Source organism: Halomonas sp. E19, from assembly GCF_052439355.1.
Taxonomy (GTDB): Bacteria; Pseudomonadota; Gammaproteobacteria; order Pseudomonadales; family Halomonadaceae; genus Halomonas.
Genome location: NZ_JBNFWU010000001.1, coordinates 2,746,148 through 2,762,395, shown reverse-complemented (window position 1 = coordinate 2,762,395; position 16,248 = coordinate 2,746,148). Strand labels below are relative to the sequence as shown.

8 protein-coding genes, 3 tRNA genes, 3 rRNA genes and 2 pseudogenes are annotated in these 16,248 nt (G+C 61.6%); 13 read left to right on the top strand and 3 right to left on the bottom strand.

The features are described from left to right. Positions 1-189: 189 nt before the first annotated feature. The 12 genes and pseudogenes from ACUDAL_RS14440 to ACUDAL_RS14385 all read left to right on the top strand — a co-directional run bounded on the left by ACUDAL_RS14440 (position 190) and on the right by ACUDAL_RS14385 (position 12,661). A complete protein-coding gene (locus ACUDAL_RS14440) occupies positions 190-945 on the top strand; it encodes a (Fe-S)-binding protein (protein ID WP_444678601.1) in 756 nt (251 codons plus the stop codon). 115 nt (positions 946-1,060) lie between these two features. Then, positions 1,061-1,993 carry an LUD domain-containing protein gene (locus ACUDAL_RS14435; protein WP_444678600.1) on the top strand — a complete coding sequence of 311 codons (933 nt, stop codon included), beginning with the start codon at positions 1,061-1,063 and terminating at the stop codon, positions 1,991-1,993. After that, positions 1,993-2,388: a lactate utilisation protein LutB domain-containing protein gene (locus tag ACUDAL_RS14430; protein WP_444678599.1), complete on the top strand. Its 396-nt coding sequence runs from the start codon at positions 1,993-1,995 to the stop codon at positions 2,386-2,388. The genes ACUDAL_RS14435 and ACUDAL_RS14430 overlap by 1 nt, the downstream gene beginning before the upstream one ends. After that, positions 2,385-3,052: pseudogene (locus ACUDAL_RS14425) on the top strand (LutC/YkgG family protein). The gene ACUDAL_RS14430 and the pseudogene ACUDAL_RS14425 overlap by 4 nt, the downstream one beginning before the upstream one ends. Then, the gene (locus ACUDAL_RS14420) at positions 3,049-5,934 is read left to right on the top strand and encodes an FAD-binding and (Fe-S)-binding domain-containing protein (RefSeq protein WP_444678598.1); all 2,886 of its coding nucleotides are present in this window, start codon (positions 3,049-3,051) and stop codon (positions 5,932-5,934) included. Before ACUDAL_RS14425 ends, ACUDAL_RS14420 begins: the two are co-directional and overlap by 4 nt. A 664-nt stretch (positions 5,935-6,598) precedes the next feature. Further along, positions 6,599-8,139 (top strand): 16S ribosomal RNA (locus tag ACUDAL_RS14415). 93 nt (positions 8,140-8,232) lie between these two features. Continuing rightward, positions 8,233-8,309: transfer RNA gene (locus ACUDAL_RS14410), tRNA-Ile, on the top strand. A 16-nt stretch (positions 8,310-8,325) separates the two neighbouring features. Continuing rightward, positions 8,326-8,422: transfer RNA gene (locus ACUDAL_RS14405), tRNA-OTHER, on the top strand. Positions 8,423-8,508: 86 nt separating this feature from the next. Next, a tRNA-Ala gene (locus ACUDAL_RS14400) sits at positions 8,509-8,584 on the top strand. Between the two features lie 223 nt (positions 8,585-8,807). Beyond that, positions 8,808-11,695, top strand: a 23S ribosomal RNA gene (locus ACUDAL_RS14395). Positions 11,696-11,776: 81 nt separating this feature from the next. Then, a 5S ribosomal RNA gene (rrf, locus tag ACUDAL_RS14390) occupies positions 11,777-11,892 on the top strand. The 16S, 23S and 5S rRNA genes sit together here with 3 tRNA genes alongside, the layout of an rRNA operon. Positions 11,893-12,475: 583 nt before the next feature. Next, positions 12,476-12,661, top strand: coding sequence for a hypothetical protein (locus ACUDAL_RS14385; RefSeq protein ID WP_444678597.1), 186 nt, complete (start codon positions 12,476-12,478; stop codon positions 12,659-12,661). A gap of 83 nt (positions 12,662-12,744) precedes the next feature. On the opposite strand, the pseudogene ACUDAL_RS14380 reads toward ACUDAL_RS14385, so the two are convergent. Next, positions 12,745-13,569, bottom strand: a pseudogene (locus ACUDAL_RS14380) (Tim44 domain-containing protein). Between the two features lie 92 nt (positions 13,570-13,661). Between ACUDAL_RS14380 and ACUDAL_RS14375 the strand changes: the two are divergent. Then, positions 13,662-14,237, top strand: a complete 576-nt coding sequence (locus ACUDAL_RS14375) for an isochorismatase family protein (RefSeq protein WP_444678596.1) — start codon at positions 13,662-13,664, stop codon at positions 14,235-14,237. Positions 14,238-14,252: 15 nt separating this feature from the next. Here the strand turns inward: ACUDAL_RS14375 and yaaA are convergent, their stop codons facing one another. After that, on the bottom strand, positions 14,253-15,032 hold the full coding sequence (gene yaaA, locus ACUDAL_RS14370) for a peroxide stress protein YaaA (RefSeq protein ID WP_444678595.1): 780 nt from the start codon (positions 15,030-15,032) through the stop codon (positions 14,253-14,255). 112 nt (positions 15,033-15,144) lie between these two features. Further along, positions 15,145-16,176: an NADP(H)-dependent aldo-keto reductase gene (locus tag ACUDAL_RS14365; RefSeq protein WP_444678594.1), complete on the bottom strand. Its 1,032-nt coding sequence runs from the start codon at positions 16,174-16,176 to the stop codon at positions 15,145-15,147. Positions 16,177-16,248: the final 72 nt, after the last annotated feature.

Here is a 16,248-nt window from a genome sequence, read left to right as displayed (position 1 = left end):
ATCGCTAAAGTTGGACCAAAGTATAAGAATCTTGGTGGTTATTTTTTCAGCATCTGGTTTGACACTGCAAGGGGGATCCCTAAGGTTCTCCCACTCGCCACGGTAAATTGGTAAAACCAATTTTCCGTAACAACAAACATGACGTGACTCCGCCCAACGCTCGCCGCGGGCCGGCAATGAGGGATCCTCATGACGCCAGTCAAGCTGTACCCACCCAAGCCGGAGAAGGTCTACTTCTTCGGGACCTGCCTCGTCGACCTTTTCTATCCGGAAGCCGGCCTGGATGGCATTCGCCTTTTGGAGCGTGAGGGGATCGAGGTGCTCTATCCCCAGGCGCAGACCTGCTGTGGTCAGCCGGCCTATACGTCCGGCTACCATGAGGAAGCGAAGGCCGTGGCAGCGGCACAGCTCGACCTGTTTCCCGAGGCCTGGCCGATCGTGGTGCCCTCCGGCTCCTGTGGCGGCATGATGCGTACCCATTACCCTCAGCTCTTTGCCGGCACCGAGCAGGAGGCCCGGGCCAACGAGGTGGCCGGACGCATCTATGAGCTCACCGAGTTCCTGTTGCATGTCTGCCAGCTGCGGCTCGAGGATCGCGGTCAGCCGGAAAAGGTGGCCATGCATACCTCGTGCAGCGCCCGCCGCGAGATGGGCCTGGCCGAGACCGGCCCGGCGCTGCTCGCCCGGCTCGGCCAGGTGGAGCTGGTGGAGCAGGCGCGGGCCGCGGAGTGCTGCGGCTTCGGCGGCACCTTCGCGGTACGCCATCCGGAAGTGTCGGCTGCCATGGTGGAGGACAAGACACAGGCCATCGAGGCCACCGGTGCCAAGCAGTTCGTCACTTCCGACTGCGGCTGCTTGATGAACATCGGCGGGCGCTTCGAACACCAGCGCAAGGCGGTCAAGGGCGAGCACATCGCTAGCTACCTGTGGCGGAGGACCTCATGAGCGCATCGACTCCCGACGTGCAGACCTTCACCCCCGCGACTTCCATCGCCAGGCCCACGACGCCCTGGGCAACCCGCAGATCCGCGCCAACTTCCGCCGCGCCATGGACGGTCTGATGACCAAGCGCCGCGACGTGTTCAGCGACTGGGATCTTGAAACCCTGCGCGAGCTCGGCGCCAATATCCGCCTGCGCGCGCTGGCCAAGCTGCCCGACCTGCTGGAGAAGCTTGAGGCCAACTGCCAGGCCAACGGCATCCAGGTGCACTGGGCTGAGGACGGCGGCGAGGCGTGCCGCATCATCCGCGAGATCTGCCAGCGCCACGGCGCCGAGGCGGTGATCAAGGGCAAGTCGATGGTCTCCGAGGAGATGCACCTCAATGCCCATCTCGAAGAGGCGGGCATCGAGGCGCTGGAGTCGGATCTCGGCGAATACCTGGTGCAGCTCAACGAGCAGACGCCTTCCCACATCATCATGCCGGCGATCCATCTCAATACCGATGAGATCTCCGAGATCATGCACGATAAAACCGGCATCGAGCGCACCCGCGACGTCGACACCATGACCGCCGCGGCCCGCGCCCAGCTGCGCGAGCGCTTCATGGCGGCCGATGTGGGTATCTCGGGGGTCAACTTCGCCGTGGCCGAGACCGGCACCCTGTGCCTGGTGGAGAACGAGGGCAACGGCCGTATGACCACCGCCGTGCCGCCGGTACATATCGCCGTGACCGGCATCGAAAAGGTGGTCGAGCACCTGCGCGACGTGCCGCCGCTCTATGCGCTGCTCACGCGTTCGGCTACCGGCCAGCACGTCACCACCTACTTCAACATGATCAGCTCGCCGCGCAAGGCGAGCGAGCACGATGGGCCGCAGGAGGTCCATCTGGTGCTGGTCGACAGCGGGCGCTCCAATATCTATCAGGACGACGAACTGCTCGACACCCTGCGCTGCATCCGCTGCGGCGCCTGCATGAACCACTGCCCGGTCTACACTCGGGTGGGGGGCATACCTACGGCACCACCTATCCCGGTCCCATCGGCAGCATCCTGATGCCGCACATGATGGGCCTGGAGGCGACCAAGGACCTGCCCACCGCCTCGAGCCTGTGCGGCGCCTGCGGCGAGGTGTGTCCGGTCAAGATTCCGATACCCGACCTGCTGGTGCGCCTGCGCCGCGAGGCGGTGGGCGAAGGGCGTGGCAACGTGCCCGGCGCCGGCGTCAAGCGCAGCAGGAAAGAGGTGGCGGCGTGGAAGGGCTTCCAGTGGCTGGCCACGCATCCCGGCGCCTGGCGCAGCAGCACGGCCATCGCCGGCAAACTGCAGGCACTGATGCCGTCGAAGCTGGGGCCCTGGACGGAGCACCGCACCGCGCCCAAGCCGGCCAAGGCCTCGCTGCATGAGCTGGTCAAGCGCCATCAGGCCGACAAGGGAGGCAAACGTTCATGAGCGCCCGCGACAACATTCTCAAGCGCCTGCGCGAGCGTGCCGACGGCCCGCTGACGGCGCCCGTCAGTGACTTCGCCGTGGTCACCGGCCGCGGCTGGAGCCATCAGGAGCGGCTGGCCCGCTTCGAGCGCCTGATCGCCTCGGTGCACGGCGAAGTGATTCATACCTCCCGCGATGGCTGGACCGCGACGCTGGCCGAGCTGCTCGCGGCCAAGGGCATTCGGCGCCTGGCGCTGGGTCGGCAGCACCCCGTCGCCGCAGAGGCGCGTGAGGCCCTGGCCGAGGCCGAGGTCGTGCTGATCGATGCCGACCGCGACATCGAGAGCTGGCGGCACGAGCAGTTCCACGACACCGACGCCGGCCTGACCTCGACCCGCGGCGCCATCGCCGAAACCGGCAGCCTGTGGCTGTGGCCGACCCCGACGAACCGCGCCTGCTCAGCCTGGTGCCGCCGATCCATATTGCCGTGCTCGATGCCGATACCATCGAGGATACCTTCTTCGACGTCGTTGAGGCCCATGGCTGGGCCGGTGATATGCCCACTAACGCGCTGTTGATCTCCGGGCCGAGCAAGACCGCCGACATCGAACAGACCCTGGCCTATGGCGTCCACGGACCGCGCGAGCTGGTGGTGCTGCTGCGCCATGCCGAGGGGCGCCCATGACCATCGCCAACATCGCCCCCGCCGTTGACCCCTGGCAGGCGCTCAAGCAGGAACTGCTCGCGATCATGCCCGCCGAGCGGCTGATCGACGACCCCTTGCGCACCCTGGCCTACGGCACCGATGCCAGCTTCTACCGCCTCATTCCCCGGCTGGTGGTGCGTCCCGCCAGCGAGGGCGAGCTGATGGCGGTGCTGGCCGGCTGCCGCAAGCGTCAATTGCCGGTCACCTTCCGCGCTGCCGGCACCTCGCTCTCGGGGCAGGCGGTCACCGACTCGGTGCTGATCCAGCTGCGCGAGGGCTGGCGCGGCCACGAAATCCTCGACAATGGCCGGGCGATCCGCCTGCAGCCCGGCGTCATCGGCGCCCGGGCCAACCAGCTGCTGATCCCGTTCGGGCGCAAGATCGGGCCCGACCCGGCCTCCATCAACAGCTGCATGGTGGGCGGTATCGCCGCCAACAACGCCTCAGGCATGTGTTGCGGTACGGCACAGAACAGCTATCGCACGGTGCGCGACATGCGCATCATCCTGGCTGACGGCACCCGCCTGGATACTGCCGATCCGGCCAGCCGCGAAGCCTTTCGTCGTAGCCATGTCGAACTCGTCGAGGGGCTCGAGCGGCTCTCCGCCGAGACCCGGGCCAACGCGGCGCTGGCGGAGAAGATCCGCCACAAGTACCGGCTCAAGAACACCACCGGCTACGCGCTCAACAGCCTGGTCGACTTCGACGACGGCATCGAGATCCTCAAGCACCTGATGATCGGCTCCGAGGGCACGCTCGGCTTCATCAGCACCATCACCTACGACACCGTCGTCGACGAGCCGCACAAGGCGGCGGCGCTGGTCTTCCTGCCCGATATGGCCACCACCTGTCGCGCCACCATCGCGCTTAAGCCGGCGCCGGTCTCAGCGGTGGAGCTGATGGATCGTGCCGCGCTGCGCTCGGTGGAGAACAAGCCGGGCATGCCCGAGGCGCTCAAGCGCCTGCCCGAAGGGGCGGCGGCGCTGCTGATCGACGTGCGCGGCAACGACGAAGCGGAGCTCCAGGCGCGGCTCGACGCCGTGCAAGCCATCTTCGAGGGCATCCACACCCTGGAGCCGGTGATTTTCACCCGTGACAAGGCGCTCTACGAACTCTACTGGAAGATCCGCAAAGGCCTGTTTCCCGCCGTCGGCGCGGTGCGTGATACCGGTACCACGGTGATCATCGAGGATGTCGCCTTCCCTATCGAGCGTCTCGACGAAGGCGTGCTGGCGCTGACCGAGGCCTTCCACCGCCATGGCTACCCGGAGGCGATCCTGTTCGGCCACGCGCTGGAGGGCAACCTGCACTTCGTCTTCCCGCAGGGCTTCGAGAAGCCTGGCGAGGTGGAGCGCTACCGGGCGCTGATGGATGAGGTCGCGCAGCTGGTCGGCGTCGAGTACGGCGGCTCGCTCAAGGCCGAGCATGGCACCGGGCGCAACATGGCGCCCTATGTGGAACTGGAGTGGGGGCCCGAGGCCTACGCGCTGATGTGGCAGATCAAGGCGCTGTTCGACCCGGAGAATCTGCTCAATCCCGACGTGATTCTCAGCCGCAATCCGACCCTGCACCTGGAGAACCTCAAGCCGCTGCCGGCCGCCGACCCCATCGTCGACAAGTGCATCGAATGCGGCTTCTGCGAACATGTCTGCCCTTCACGCGACCTCACGCTCACGCCGCGGCAGCGCATCGTCGCCGCCCGTGAGATGGCCAGGCTCGAAGCGCTGGGCGCTGGCCCGAGCAGCGAAGAGGCCGCGCGGCTCGAGCGGCTGCGCGACGACTACCGCTATGCCGGTGACGAAACCTGTGCCGTCGATGGCCTCTGTGCTACCCAGTGTCCCGTGGGAATCAACACCGGTGAGCTGATCCGTGAGATGCGCCGCGAGCGGCTGGCGCCGTATGCCGATACGGCGCGCCGTGTGGGGCGGCATTTCTCTGGCACCACGCGGGTGGCGCGGGGCCTGCTCAACCTGGCCGGCGTCGGGCGTGCGGTGCTCGGCGAGAAGGGGCTCTCCGGCGTGAGTGGCGCCCTCACTCGGGCCAGCGGTGGCAAGGTGCCCCAGTGGGTGCCGACGCTACCCAAAGCGGCGCCGGTGCGAGTGTTGAAGCATACGACGACGGCTGGCGGCGAAGCGCGCGACAAGGTCGTCTACTTTCCTTCCTGCGCCACTCGGGTCTTCGGCGCCACCCATGGCGACAGCGAAAATCGCTCGATCATGGAGATCACCCTTTCACTGCTCGACAAGGCGGGCTTCGAGGTGATCCTGCCCGAGATGCCCGGGCATCTCTGCTGCGGCATGGCCTTCCAGTCCAAGGGGCAGTTCGACGAGGCGACGCACAAGGCCCGTGAACTCAACCGTGAACTGCTGGTGGCCAGCCAGAATGGGCGCTACCCGATCCTCAGTGACACCAGTCCCTGCGTGCTGCACATGCAGAGCCGGCTGGATGAACGGCTGAGCCTGCAGGAGCCCGTGGCCTTCGCCCACGACCACCTGCTACCGCGGCTTGCCATCACCCCGCTCGACGAGCGTGTAGCGGTGCACGTGACCTGCTCCAGCACCCATATGGGGCTTGGCGAACGCATGGTGGCCCTGGCGCGGGCCTGTGCCCGTGAGGTGGTGGTGCCGGCAGAGATCACTTGCTGCGGCTTTGCCGGCGATAAGGGGCTGGTCACGCCGGAGCTCAACGCCTCGGCCCTTAAGGGGCTGGCGACCCAGGTGGAAGCGTGCGACGCGGGCTACTCCAACTCGCGTACCTGCGAGATCGGCCTGTCGCTGCATGGCGGTATCCCGTATCGCTCGATCCTCTCGCTGCTCGACCGTGCCAGCCAGCGGCGAGACGAGGCAAGAGACACCGCCTGAATCCTTCCACAGGCACTCGTTGGTGAGCGCTTGTGGATAGCGTTGGCGACGCTCGTCTCTCGCCCTAGTAGCCCCTGCGTATCGCCCCGGCGCCGACCGCCTGAAATTTTTTACACGCAAGGCTTGCGGTGCCCGGGGTGAATGCGTAAAGTACGCATCCGCTGCCGGTGACGGGCAACGTCATCAGCGGTGGGAAGAGTGGTAAGTGGTTGCCTCGTTTTGATTTTTTCGATTCGTTTCGCAAAAATCGCCCTTGACGCCCACGGCGAATTCGGTAGAATGCGCCCCACTCGAAAGCAAGTCCGGCAGCGGTCTTGCGGTCGCCCGCTCCGGCGGGTCTTTGCGGTCAGGGTCACCTCGGTGACGGCCACGAAGAGAGTTGACAAACTCCGGCACTTGAGTAGAATACGCCTTCCTCGCAGGGCGCTGATGAGGCCCCTCGATCACAGGATCGACGGCCGCGACAGCAAGCGAGACGCTCCACTCTCTATAGAGCCCGGAGCCGCTCTTTAACAATCGATCAGGTAATTCATGTGGGCGCTTGTCGATGAGGTGGTGAGAAGTCACACCATTATCAAGGCAAGCGACTCGTCGAGACCTTCGGGTCTTTTGAGAAGCTTTAACCTTGAGCCAAGTTTGGTCCGCTTAACGGACTACTGATCTTAAACTGAAGAGTTTGATCATGGCTCAGATTGAACGCTGGCGGCAGGCCTAACACATGCAAGTCGAGCGGCAGCACGGGAAGCTTGCTTCCTGGTGGCGAGCGGCGGACGGGTGAGTAATGCATAGGAATCTGCCCGGTAGTGGGGGATAACCTGGGGAAACCCAGGCTAATACCGCATACGTCCTACGGGAGAAAGCAGGGGCTCTTCGGACCTTGCGCTATCGGATGAGCCTATGTCGGATTAGCTAGTTGGTGAGGTAAAGGCTCACCAAGGCGACGATCCGTAGCTGGTCTGAGAGGATGATCAGCCACATCGGGACTGAGACACGGCCCGAACTCCTACGGGAGGCAGCAGTGGGGAATATTGGACAATGGGCGCAAGCCTGATCCAGCCATGCCGCGTGTGTGAAGAAGGCCCTCGGGTTGTAAAGCACTTTCAGTGGGGAAGAAAGCCTCGCGGCTAATATCCGCGAGGAAGGACATCACCCACAGAAGAAGCACCGGCTAACTCCGTGCCAGCAGCCGCGGTAATACGGAGGGTGCGAGCGTTAATCGGAATTACTGGGCGTAAAGCGCGCGTAGGTGGCTTGATAAGCCGGTTGTGAAAGCCCCGGGCTCAACCTGGGAACGGCATCCGGAACTGTCAGGCTAGAGTGCAGGAGAGGAAGGTAGAATTCCCGGTGTAGCGGTGAAATGCGTAGAGATCGGGAGGAATACCAGTGGCGAAGGCGGCCTTCTGGACTGACACTGACACTGAGGTGCGAAAGCGTGGGTAGCAAACAGGATTAGATACCCTGGTAGTCCACGCCGTAAACGATGTCGACTAGCCGTTGGGTCCTTCGCGGACTTTGTGGCGCAGTTAACGCGATAAGTCGACCGCCTGGGGAGTACGGCCGCAAGGTTAAAACTCAAATGAATTGACGGGGGCCCGCACAAGCGGTGGAGCATGTGGTTTAATTCGATGCAACGCGAAGAACCTTACCTACCCTTGACATCCTGCGAACCCTTCGGAGACGAAGGGGTGCCTTCGGGAACGCAGAGACAGGTGCTGCATGGCTGTCGTCAGCTCGTGTTGTGAAATGTTGGGTTAAGTCCCGTAACGAGCGCAACCCTTGTCCTTATTTGCCAGCGAGTAAAGTCGGGAACTCTAAGGAGACTGCCGGTGACAAACCGGAGGAAGGTGGGGACGACGTCAAGTCATCATGGCCCTTACGGGTAGGGCTACACACGTGCTACAATGGTCAGTACAAAGGGTTGCGAACTCGCGAGAGCAAGCCAATCCCAGAAAGCTGATCTCAGTCCGGATCGGAGTCTGCAACTCGACTCCGTGAAGTCGGAATCGCTAGTAATCGTGAATCAGAATGTCACGGTGAATACGTTCCCGGGCCTTGTACACACCGCCCGTCACACCATGGGAGTGGACTGCACCAGAAGTGGTTAGCCTAACCTTCGGGAGGGCGATCACCACGGTGTGGTTCATGACTGGGGTGAAGTCGTAACAAGGTAGCCGTAGGGGAACCTGCGGCTGGATCACCTCCTTAAACGACATATCACGCCTCGCGGCAAGTGCTCACAATGAATTACCTGATCGGCCAGAGCAAAGACTGTTTGGGTCGCCGACCCAGTGGTTAGCCGGGTCTGTAGCTCAGTTGGTTAGAGCGCACCCCTGATAAGGGTGAGGTCGGCAGTTCAAATCTGCCCAGACCCACCATTCTCGAGCTTCGGCCGGGTCTGTCGCTCAGTTGGTGAGAGCGCACCCCCGGAAGTTCTGTAAAGAGAAGGGTGAGGTCGCCGGGTTTGTTTCAAATCTGCCCAGACCCACCAAATTTGCGTGATACGGCGTTGCTTTGAACCTCGCATAGCAGGCTATGCGTCGCATCGAAGCGCCTTATCTCACACAAATTGCTTTCGGGGCCATAGCTCAGCTGGGAGAGCGCCTGCCTTGCACGCAGGAGGTCAGCGGTTCGATCCCGCTTGGCTCCACCATTACGCTCCATCGTATCCACAGTCTTACCTGATCGGATCCGCAGTCATAAGCCATCCTCGCAGCACGCGATGAGCGGTTTATGACTGTCGATTGACAGTCTGCTCTTTAACAATGTGAATCATGCTGACAGTTCCTTTCCGACAGGAAAGGAAACGAAGATACGTCTCAAGCGTATCCGGCAATGTCGTACGTGATCGCAGACCAGACCCCTTCGGGTTATATGGTCAAGCGATTAAGCGCATACGGTGGATGCCTTGGCAGCCAGAGGCGATGAAGGACGCGGTAGCCTGCGATAAGGCTCGGTGAGGTGGCAAACAACCTGTGACCCGGGCATTTCCGAATGGGGAAACCCACCCAGCACAAGCTGGGTATCCCACACTGAATCCATAGGTGTTGGGAGGCGAACCGGGGGAACTGAAACATCTAAGTACCCCGAGGAAAAGAAATCAACCGAGATTCCCCTAGTAGCGGCGAGCGAACGGGGACTAGCCCTTAAGCGGCACAACTGATAGGCGAACAGGCTGGGAAGCCTGACCATAGCGGGTGATAGTCCCGTAGCCGAAATCTGAGTGTCGTGAAATCGAGTAGGTCGGGGCACGTGAAACCTTGACTGAATATGGGGGGACCATCCTCCAAGGCTAAATACTCCTGGCTGACCGATAGTGAACCAGTACCGTGAGGGAAAGGCGAAAAGAACCCCGGAGAGGGGAGTGAAATAGATCCTGAAACCGTATGCGTACAAGCAGTGGGAGCATGCTAGTCATGTGACCGCGTACCTTTTGTATAATGGGTCAGCGACTTATTTTCAGTGGCGAGCTTAACCGTATAGGGGAGGCGTAGGGAAACCGAGTCTTAACTGGGCGACCAGTCGCTGGAAATAGACCCGAAACCGGGCGATCTATCCATGAGCAGGTTGAAGGTTGAGTAACATCAACTGGAGGACCGAACCAGGATCTGTTGAAAAAGATTTGGATGACTTGTGGATCGGAGTGAAAGGCTAATCAAGCTCGGAGATAGCTGGTTCTCCTCGAAAGCTATTTAGGTAGCGCCTCACGTATCACCGCCGGGGGTAGAGCACTGTTTCGGCTAGGGGTCATCCCGACTTACCAACCCGAGGCAAACTCCGAATACCGGTGAGTGCAGCGTGGGAGACACACGGCGGGTGCTAACGTCCGTCGTGAAAAGGGAAACAACCCAGACCGTCAGCTAAGGTCCCGAAATCCTGGTTAAGTGGGAAACGATGTGGGAAGGCTCAGACAGCTAGGAGGTTGGCTTAGAAGCAGCCATCCTTTAAAGAAAGCGTAATAGCTCACTAGTCGAGTCGGCCTGCGCGGAAGATGTAACGGGGCTAAACCAGGTACCGAAGCTACGGGTTCATCCTCTGGATGAGCGGTAGAGGAGCGTCGTGTAAGCCGATGAAGGTGGATTGAGAAGTCTGCTGGAGGTATCACGAGTGCGAATGCTGACATGAGTAACGACAAGGGGAGTGAAAAACTCCCCCGCCGGAAGACCAAGGGTTTCTGTTCGACGCTAATCGGAGCAGAGTGAGTCGGCCCCTAAGGCGAGGCCGAAAGGCGTAGTCGATGGGAAACGGGTTAATATTCCCGTACCTCATAGAGTTGCGATGGGGGGACGAAGAAGGCTAGGTGGGCCAGGCGTTGGTTGTCCTGGTGAAAGCCAGTAGGCTGGGATCTTAGGCAAATCCGGGATCCCAAGGCCGAGAGGTGAGACGAAGGCACTACGGTGCCGAAGTCATCGATGCCACGCTTCCAGGAAAAGCCTCTAAGCTTCAGACTCTATGGGACCGTACCCCAAACCGACACAGGTGGTCAGGTAGAGAATACCAAGGCGCTTGAGAGAACTCGGGTGAAGGAACTAGGCAAAATGGTGCCGTAACTTCGGGAGAAGGCACGCCGCACTAGTGTGAAGGCCCTCGCGGCCGGAGCACGAAGCGGTCGAAGATACCAGGTGGCTGCAACTGTTTATTAAAAACACAGCACTCTGCAAACGCGCAAGCGGACGTATAGGGTGTGACGCCTGCCCGGTGCCGGAAGGTTAAGTGATGGTGTTAGCCCTCGGGCGAAGCTCTTGATCGAAGCCCCGGTAAACGGCGGCCGTAACTATAACGGTCCTAAGGTAGCGAAATTCCTTGTCGGGTAAGTTCCGACCTGCACGAATGGCGTAATGATGGCCACGCTGTCTCCACCCGAGACTCAGTGAAATTGAAATCGCAGTGAAGATGCTGTGTACCCGCGGCTAGACGGAAAGACCCCGTGAACCTTTACTATAGCTTCACACTGGACGCTGATGTTGCTTGTGTAGGATAGCTGGGAGGCTAGGAAACCCGGACGCCAGTTCGGGTGGAGCTAACCTTGAAATACCAGCCTGGCATCATTGGCGTTCTAACTCAGGTCCGTGATCCGGATCGAGGACAGTGTGTGGTGGGTAGTTTGACTGGGGCGGTCTCCTCCCAAAGCGTAACGGAGGAGCACGAAGGTACCCTCAGCACGGTCGGAAATCGTGCGTTGAGTGCAAGAGCATAAGGGTGCTTAACTGCGAGACAGACACGTCGAGCAGATACGAAAGTAGGTTCTAGTGATCCGGTGGTTCTGTATGGAAGGGCCATCGCTCAACGGATAAAAGGTACTCCGGGGATAACAGGCTGATACCGCCCAAGAGTTCACATCGACGGCGGTGTTTGGCACCTCGATGTCGGCTCATCACATCCTGGGGCTGAAGTCGGTCCCAAGGGTATGGCTGTTCGCCATTTAAAGTGGTACGCGAGCTGGGTTTAGAACGTCGTGAGACAGTTCGGTCCCTATCTGCCGTGGGCGTTGGAGATTTGAGAAGAGCTGCTCCTAGTACGAGAGGACCGGAGTGGACGCACCTCTGGTGTTCCGGTTGTCACGCCAGTGGCATTGCCGGGTAGCTACGTGCGGACGGGATAACCGCTGAAAGCATCTAAGCGGGAAGCCCCTTCAAGATGAGATCTCCCCGAGGCCTTGAGCCTCCTGAAGGGCCCAGCGAGACCAGCTGGTTGATAGGTCGGGTGTGGAAGCGCTGCAAGGCGTTGAGCTAACCGATACTAATGGCCCGTGAGGCTTGACCATATAACCCCAAGGGGTCTGCGCATCGCGCACATTGACGGATACGACGAGACGATCGCGTCAGCATGATTCCAACCGTTTTCGCCTGACGACCATAGCGAGTGGGAACCACCTGATCCCATGCCGAACTCAGCAGTGAAACCGCTCAGCGCCGATGGTAGTGTGGGGTCTCCCCATGTGAGAGTAGGTCATCGTCAGGCATCTTTTCAGAAACCCCGGCCAACTGGTCGGGGTTTCGTCGTTTGGGGGCCTCCCACGGATCCCGCCTGTCGGGAACAGGCGGAAACTGCGGTAGCAGGCCCCTAGGGCGAGTCTCAGGATGAGACGAGTCGAGTAGCGGAGCGCGCCGCCCTGACCATCATCAGGCCCCTTTTCAGCCACCCAGCCTCCGCGAGGCTGGGTGTCGTCGTTTAGGGCCGCTGATAGAGTCGCTATGCCGCCTGTGTGCCGTGCTTCCGCCTTCGTGGAGGTCCTTGGCCAGCGCTTACGTACCCACCCAATGCATGGTGGGCGCCCGACATGGCCACCCCGCGTGCTGTACACCGTATCAGGGCAACTTACCCGCTTTCGCGGAGATGCGCTGGCGGGAGGCAAGCTGCTTACTTGACCTCTCGTGTAACCAGGAGTCATCGCTCTGCCGGTCAAGAGCATGAACAACACTTACCAAGGATTACCAAAATGACGTGGCAGACAGCCAGTGCCAGGCATAGGGTGTCGGTTCATGTACAAGTGCCATGCGAAGAGGTGTGATTCATGCCATGTTTGGGTCGCTATGGTGCCATCTTGCTGTTGGTATTAGCGGTATCGGCGGCCAGTGGATGTGACAATGCCGGGCCAGGGGAAAAGACCGAGCGAAATATTGATAACGCGATGAAAGAGCTGCGAAAGAACATCAAGGAAGTGAGCGAGGAGATCGAGGATGACGCGGAGGGGAGTGATGCCCGGGCTGATGGTGCTTCGCTGACGTAAAGGGATAGAGGGAAGACGGCAAGCGTAAATGCATGCGGTAAGAAAGCCGGGCGCAAGGCCCGGCTAGGAAGTGAAGGGAAAACTCAAGACGGCGTGTTTTGCTCAATACCCTGCAGGTACCGGGGGCGCCCTCACGCATGTCGCGGATCAGGTGCCAGGTCTCGTTGAATTCGGACTGTTCGCCGTTTTCATCAAGCACACCGTGGAAAATTACCGTCGCTTCGGCCTGATTGCCGATCTCTCGCACGTCGCCGAGCTCGGCGAAAAGGTGCACGACGTCGGTGCGGTTATTGGCTGGGTGCTGCTTACGCTCTTCACGCAGCAGGTTGTAGAGTTCGGGGGTCACGTACTCCTGAATATTGCTGAAGTCGTTGCTGTCCCAGGCCCGCTGCAGGGTCATGAAGTGCTCCTTGGCGCCGGCCAGGAAGCGCTCGCGGTCGAACCAGGCGGGGAGACTGCCGAAGGCGCTGCCACCGACAGCTGCACCAGGTGCCGACTGGAAGGCCTGGGGCTGGTTGATGGGCTCCTGGTGTACGGGTGCCGGTTGTGGTCCACCGGCGGTGGCGGTGCGGCGCCGTGCCAGCAGGCGGAACAGCAAAAAGGCAATCCCGGCGACGAGCAGGATATCCATCAGGCGCAGTTCGTCGAAGGCCCCGCCAAAAGAGTGCGGCCAGCAGGCCACCTGCCAACAGGCCACCCAGCATGCCAGGCATGCGCGAGCCTGTCGCCTGGTTGGGCTGGGCCTGGCGCGCCGGAGCCGCCTGGTTGGGAGCGGCTGCGGGGCGGTCGACGGAGCGGGAATAGTTGCCCACATTGCCGCCGCCGCCCATGCGGCGGGCCTCGGCATGATCGACCGCCAGGGCGAAGCCCAGCACGCCGACCACAAGCATGACGAGAAGTTGACGCATCAATGAACTCTCCAAGGGAAGGGGTTTGAATTTTGAAACCACATTCTAGCGGCTATGCTGTAAGAAGTGACGATAATAAATAGGGGTAGGGTATGCGTTTAGACAGTAAAAAGAGTCTGTTGTTGCTGATTGACCTGCAGGCGGGCCTGTTGCCTGTCATCGAAGGCGGCGACCAGGCGGTCACCGAGGCGGCGTGGCTTGGTGGCGTGGCGGAAGCCCTTGATGTCCCCGTCTGGATTACCGAGCAGTATCCGGCGGGCCTGGGAGGCAGCGAACCAAGGCTATTGGAGGCGCTGCCCCATCACTGCCTGTGGCAGAAGCTGCACTTCAATGCCCATGCCGAGGCCGATTTCGCCGGCGCGCTGGCCGCCAGCGGACGTACCCAGATCGTATTGGGCGGTACGGAAGCCCATATCTGCGTACTGCAGACCGGTCTCGGACTGCTCGAGGCTGGCTACCAGGTGTTCTGGCTGGCCGAAGCGACGGCCAGCCGGCGCGCCGAGGAGGCCGCGCTGGCGCGCCAGCGGATCATGCAGGCCGGCGCGACGGTGGTGAGCGCCGACATGGTGGCCTATGAGTGGCTGGAACGCTGTGACGACGCCCAGTTCAAGCAGGTGCATCGGCGTAACCTCAAGCCACGCTCGGCGCGCCCGCTGCGCTTCTTCTGAACGAGGCTGTCGTGCTCAGCCCTGGTCTTCCTGTCGCGTGAAGACCAGGGTGTCGCCTTCCGACATCGCGGCATTGAAGCGATAGCCCGCAACATCAAACTCCTTGAGCCGTGCCGGATCGTCGAGCCGTTCACGGATCATCCAAGCGGCCATCAGCCCCCGTGCCTTCTTGGCATGGAAGCTGATGACCTTGTATTGCCCGCGCTTCTCATCCTTGAATACCGGCGTGACGATCCGCGCCTGGAGTCGCTTGGCATCGACCGCCTTGAAGTATTCGTTGGAGGCCAGGTTGACCAGCACCAGTGAGCCGCTGTGTTTGATCGCCTCGTCGAGCGCGTCCGTCAAGGTGCCTTTCCAGAACGCGTAGAGATCCTTTCCGGCGGGGTTGGGTAGCCGGGTGCCCATCTCCAGGCGGTAGGGTTGGATCAGGTCCAGCGGGCGTAGCAGGCCATAGAGCCCGGAGAGGATGCGCAGGTGCCGCTGGGCAAAGGCATTGTCGCCGTCGTTGAAGGTGGAGGCCTCGAGGCCGACATAGACGTCACCCTGAAATGCCTGAGCGGCCGGCTTGGCGTTGTCCAGCGTGAACGGCGGACACCACTCGGCGAAACGGGCGGCATTGAGGCCGGCCAGCTTGTCGCTGATGCTCATCAGCTCGCTGAGCTGCGGAGGTGTGTAGCCCTTGAGAATCTCGATCAGGTCTCGGCTCCGCTCAAGGAAGTCAGGCTGGGTGTGGACGGTGGTGGTGGACGGAGTCTCAAAGTCCAGCGTCTTGGCGGGCGAGATCACGCTTAGCATGGGGCGCTCCTGTACCTGAAGAGAGGCGAGTCGGTAGGTCGCGAGTATACCAACCGCAGGAGAGCGGCGGGGCTATCGCAGTGATAGCCCCGTTGGCACCTTGATGCCGGGCCTAGGGCGAAGGGTTCGGCCAGCGCCGGTGCACGTCCTCGATGGCATCGAGCACACTCTGGTCGAGCTTGAGCGACTCGCTGGAGAGGTTGTCCTCGAGCTGTTCCATGGTGGTGGCACCGATGATGTTGCTGGTCAGGAAGGGCCGCGAGGTGACGAAGGCCAGCGCCATCTGGGCAGGGTCCAGGTCATGGTCGCGGGCAATGTCGACATAGGCCTGGGCCGCCTGTTCGGCCAGCGGCGAGGTATAGCGCTTGAAGCGCTCGAATAGCGTCAGGCGCGCCTTTTCCGGGCGGGCCCCGCCCAGGTACTTGCCCGACAGCACGCCGAAGGCCAGCGGCGAATAGGCCAGCAGGCCGACGTTTTCACGATGGGCGATCTCGGCCAGGCCGACCTCGAAGGTGCGGTTGAGCAGGTTGTAGGGATTCTGCACCGACGCGACCCGCGGCAGGTCCAGGCGCTCAGCCAGCTGCAGTGCTTTCATCACGCCCCAGGGCGTCTCGTTGGAGAGGCCAATGGCGCGTACCTTGCCGGCCTCAACCAGCCTCTTGAGCACCTGTAGGGTCTCTTCCAGGTCGATAGCATCTTCCTCGTCATCGAACTCGAAGCCGAGCCGGCCGAAGTAGTTGGTGGTGCGCTGGGGCCAGTGCAGCTGGTAGAGATCGATATAGTCGGTTTGCAGCCGCCGAAGGCTGTCGTCGACCGCCTGGTGGATCTGTTCCCGGCTCAGGCGCGTACCGCCGCGAATATGCTCGAGGCCGGGACCGGTGACCTTGGTGGCAATGATGACGTCGTCGCGGCTGTCGCGTCGCTTGAGCCAGCTGCCAAGATAGGCCTCGGTGCGCCCCTGGGTCTCGGCGCGTGGCGGCACCGGGTACATTTCGGCGGTGTCGATGAAGTTGATGCCGTAGGCCACGGCGCGATCCAGCTGCTCATGCGCCTCCTTCTCGCTGTTCTGTTCGCCGAAGGTCATGGTGCCAAGGCACAGGCGACTGACATCGATCCCCGTGTTGCCCAGCGGTCGCGTTTGCATCGTGGCTCCTGTCTGCTCAGCAATTCCCGATTGCCATGCTAGCCGAGGGTCGTCGACGCAGCAAATGAGGGG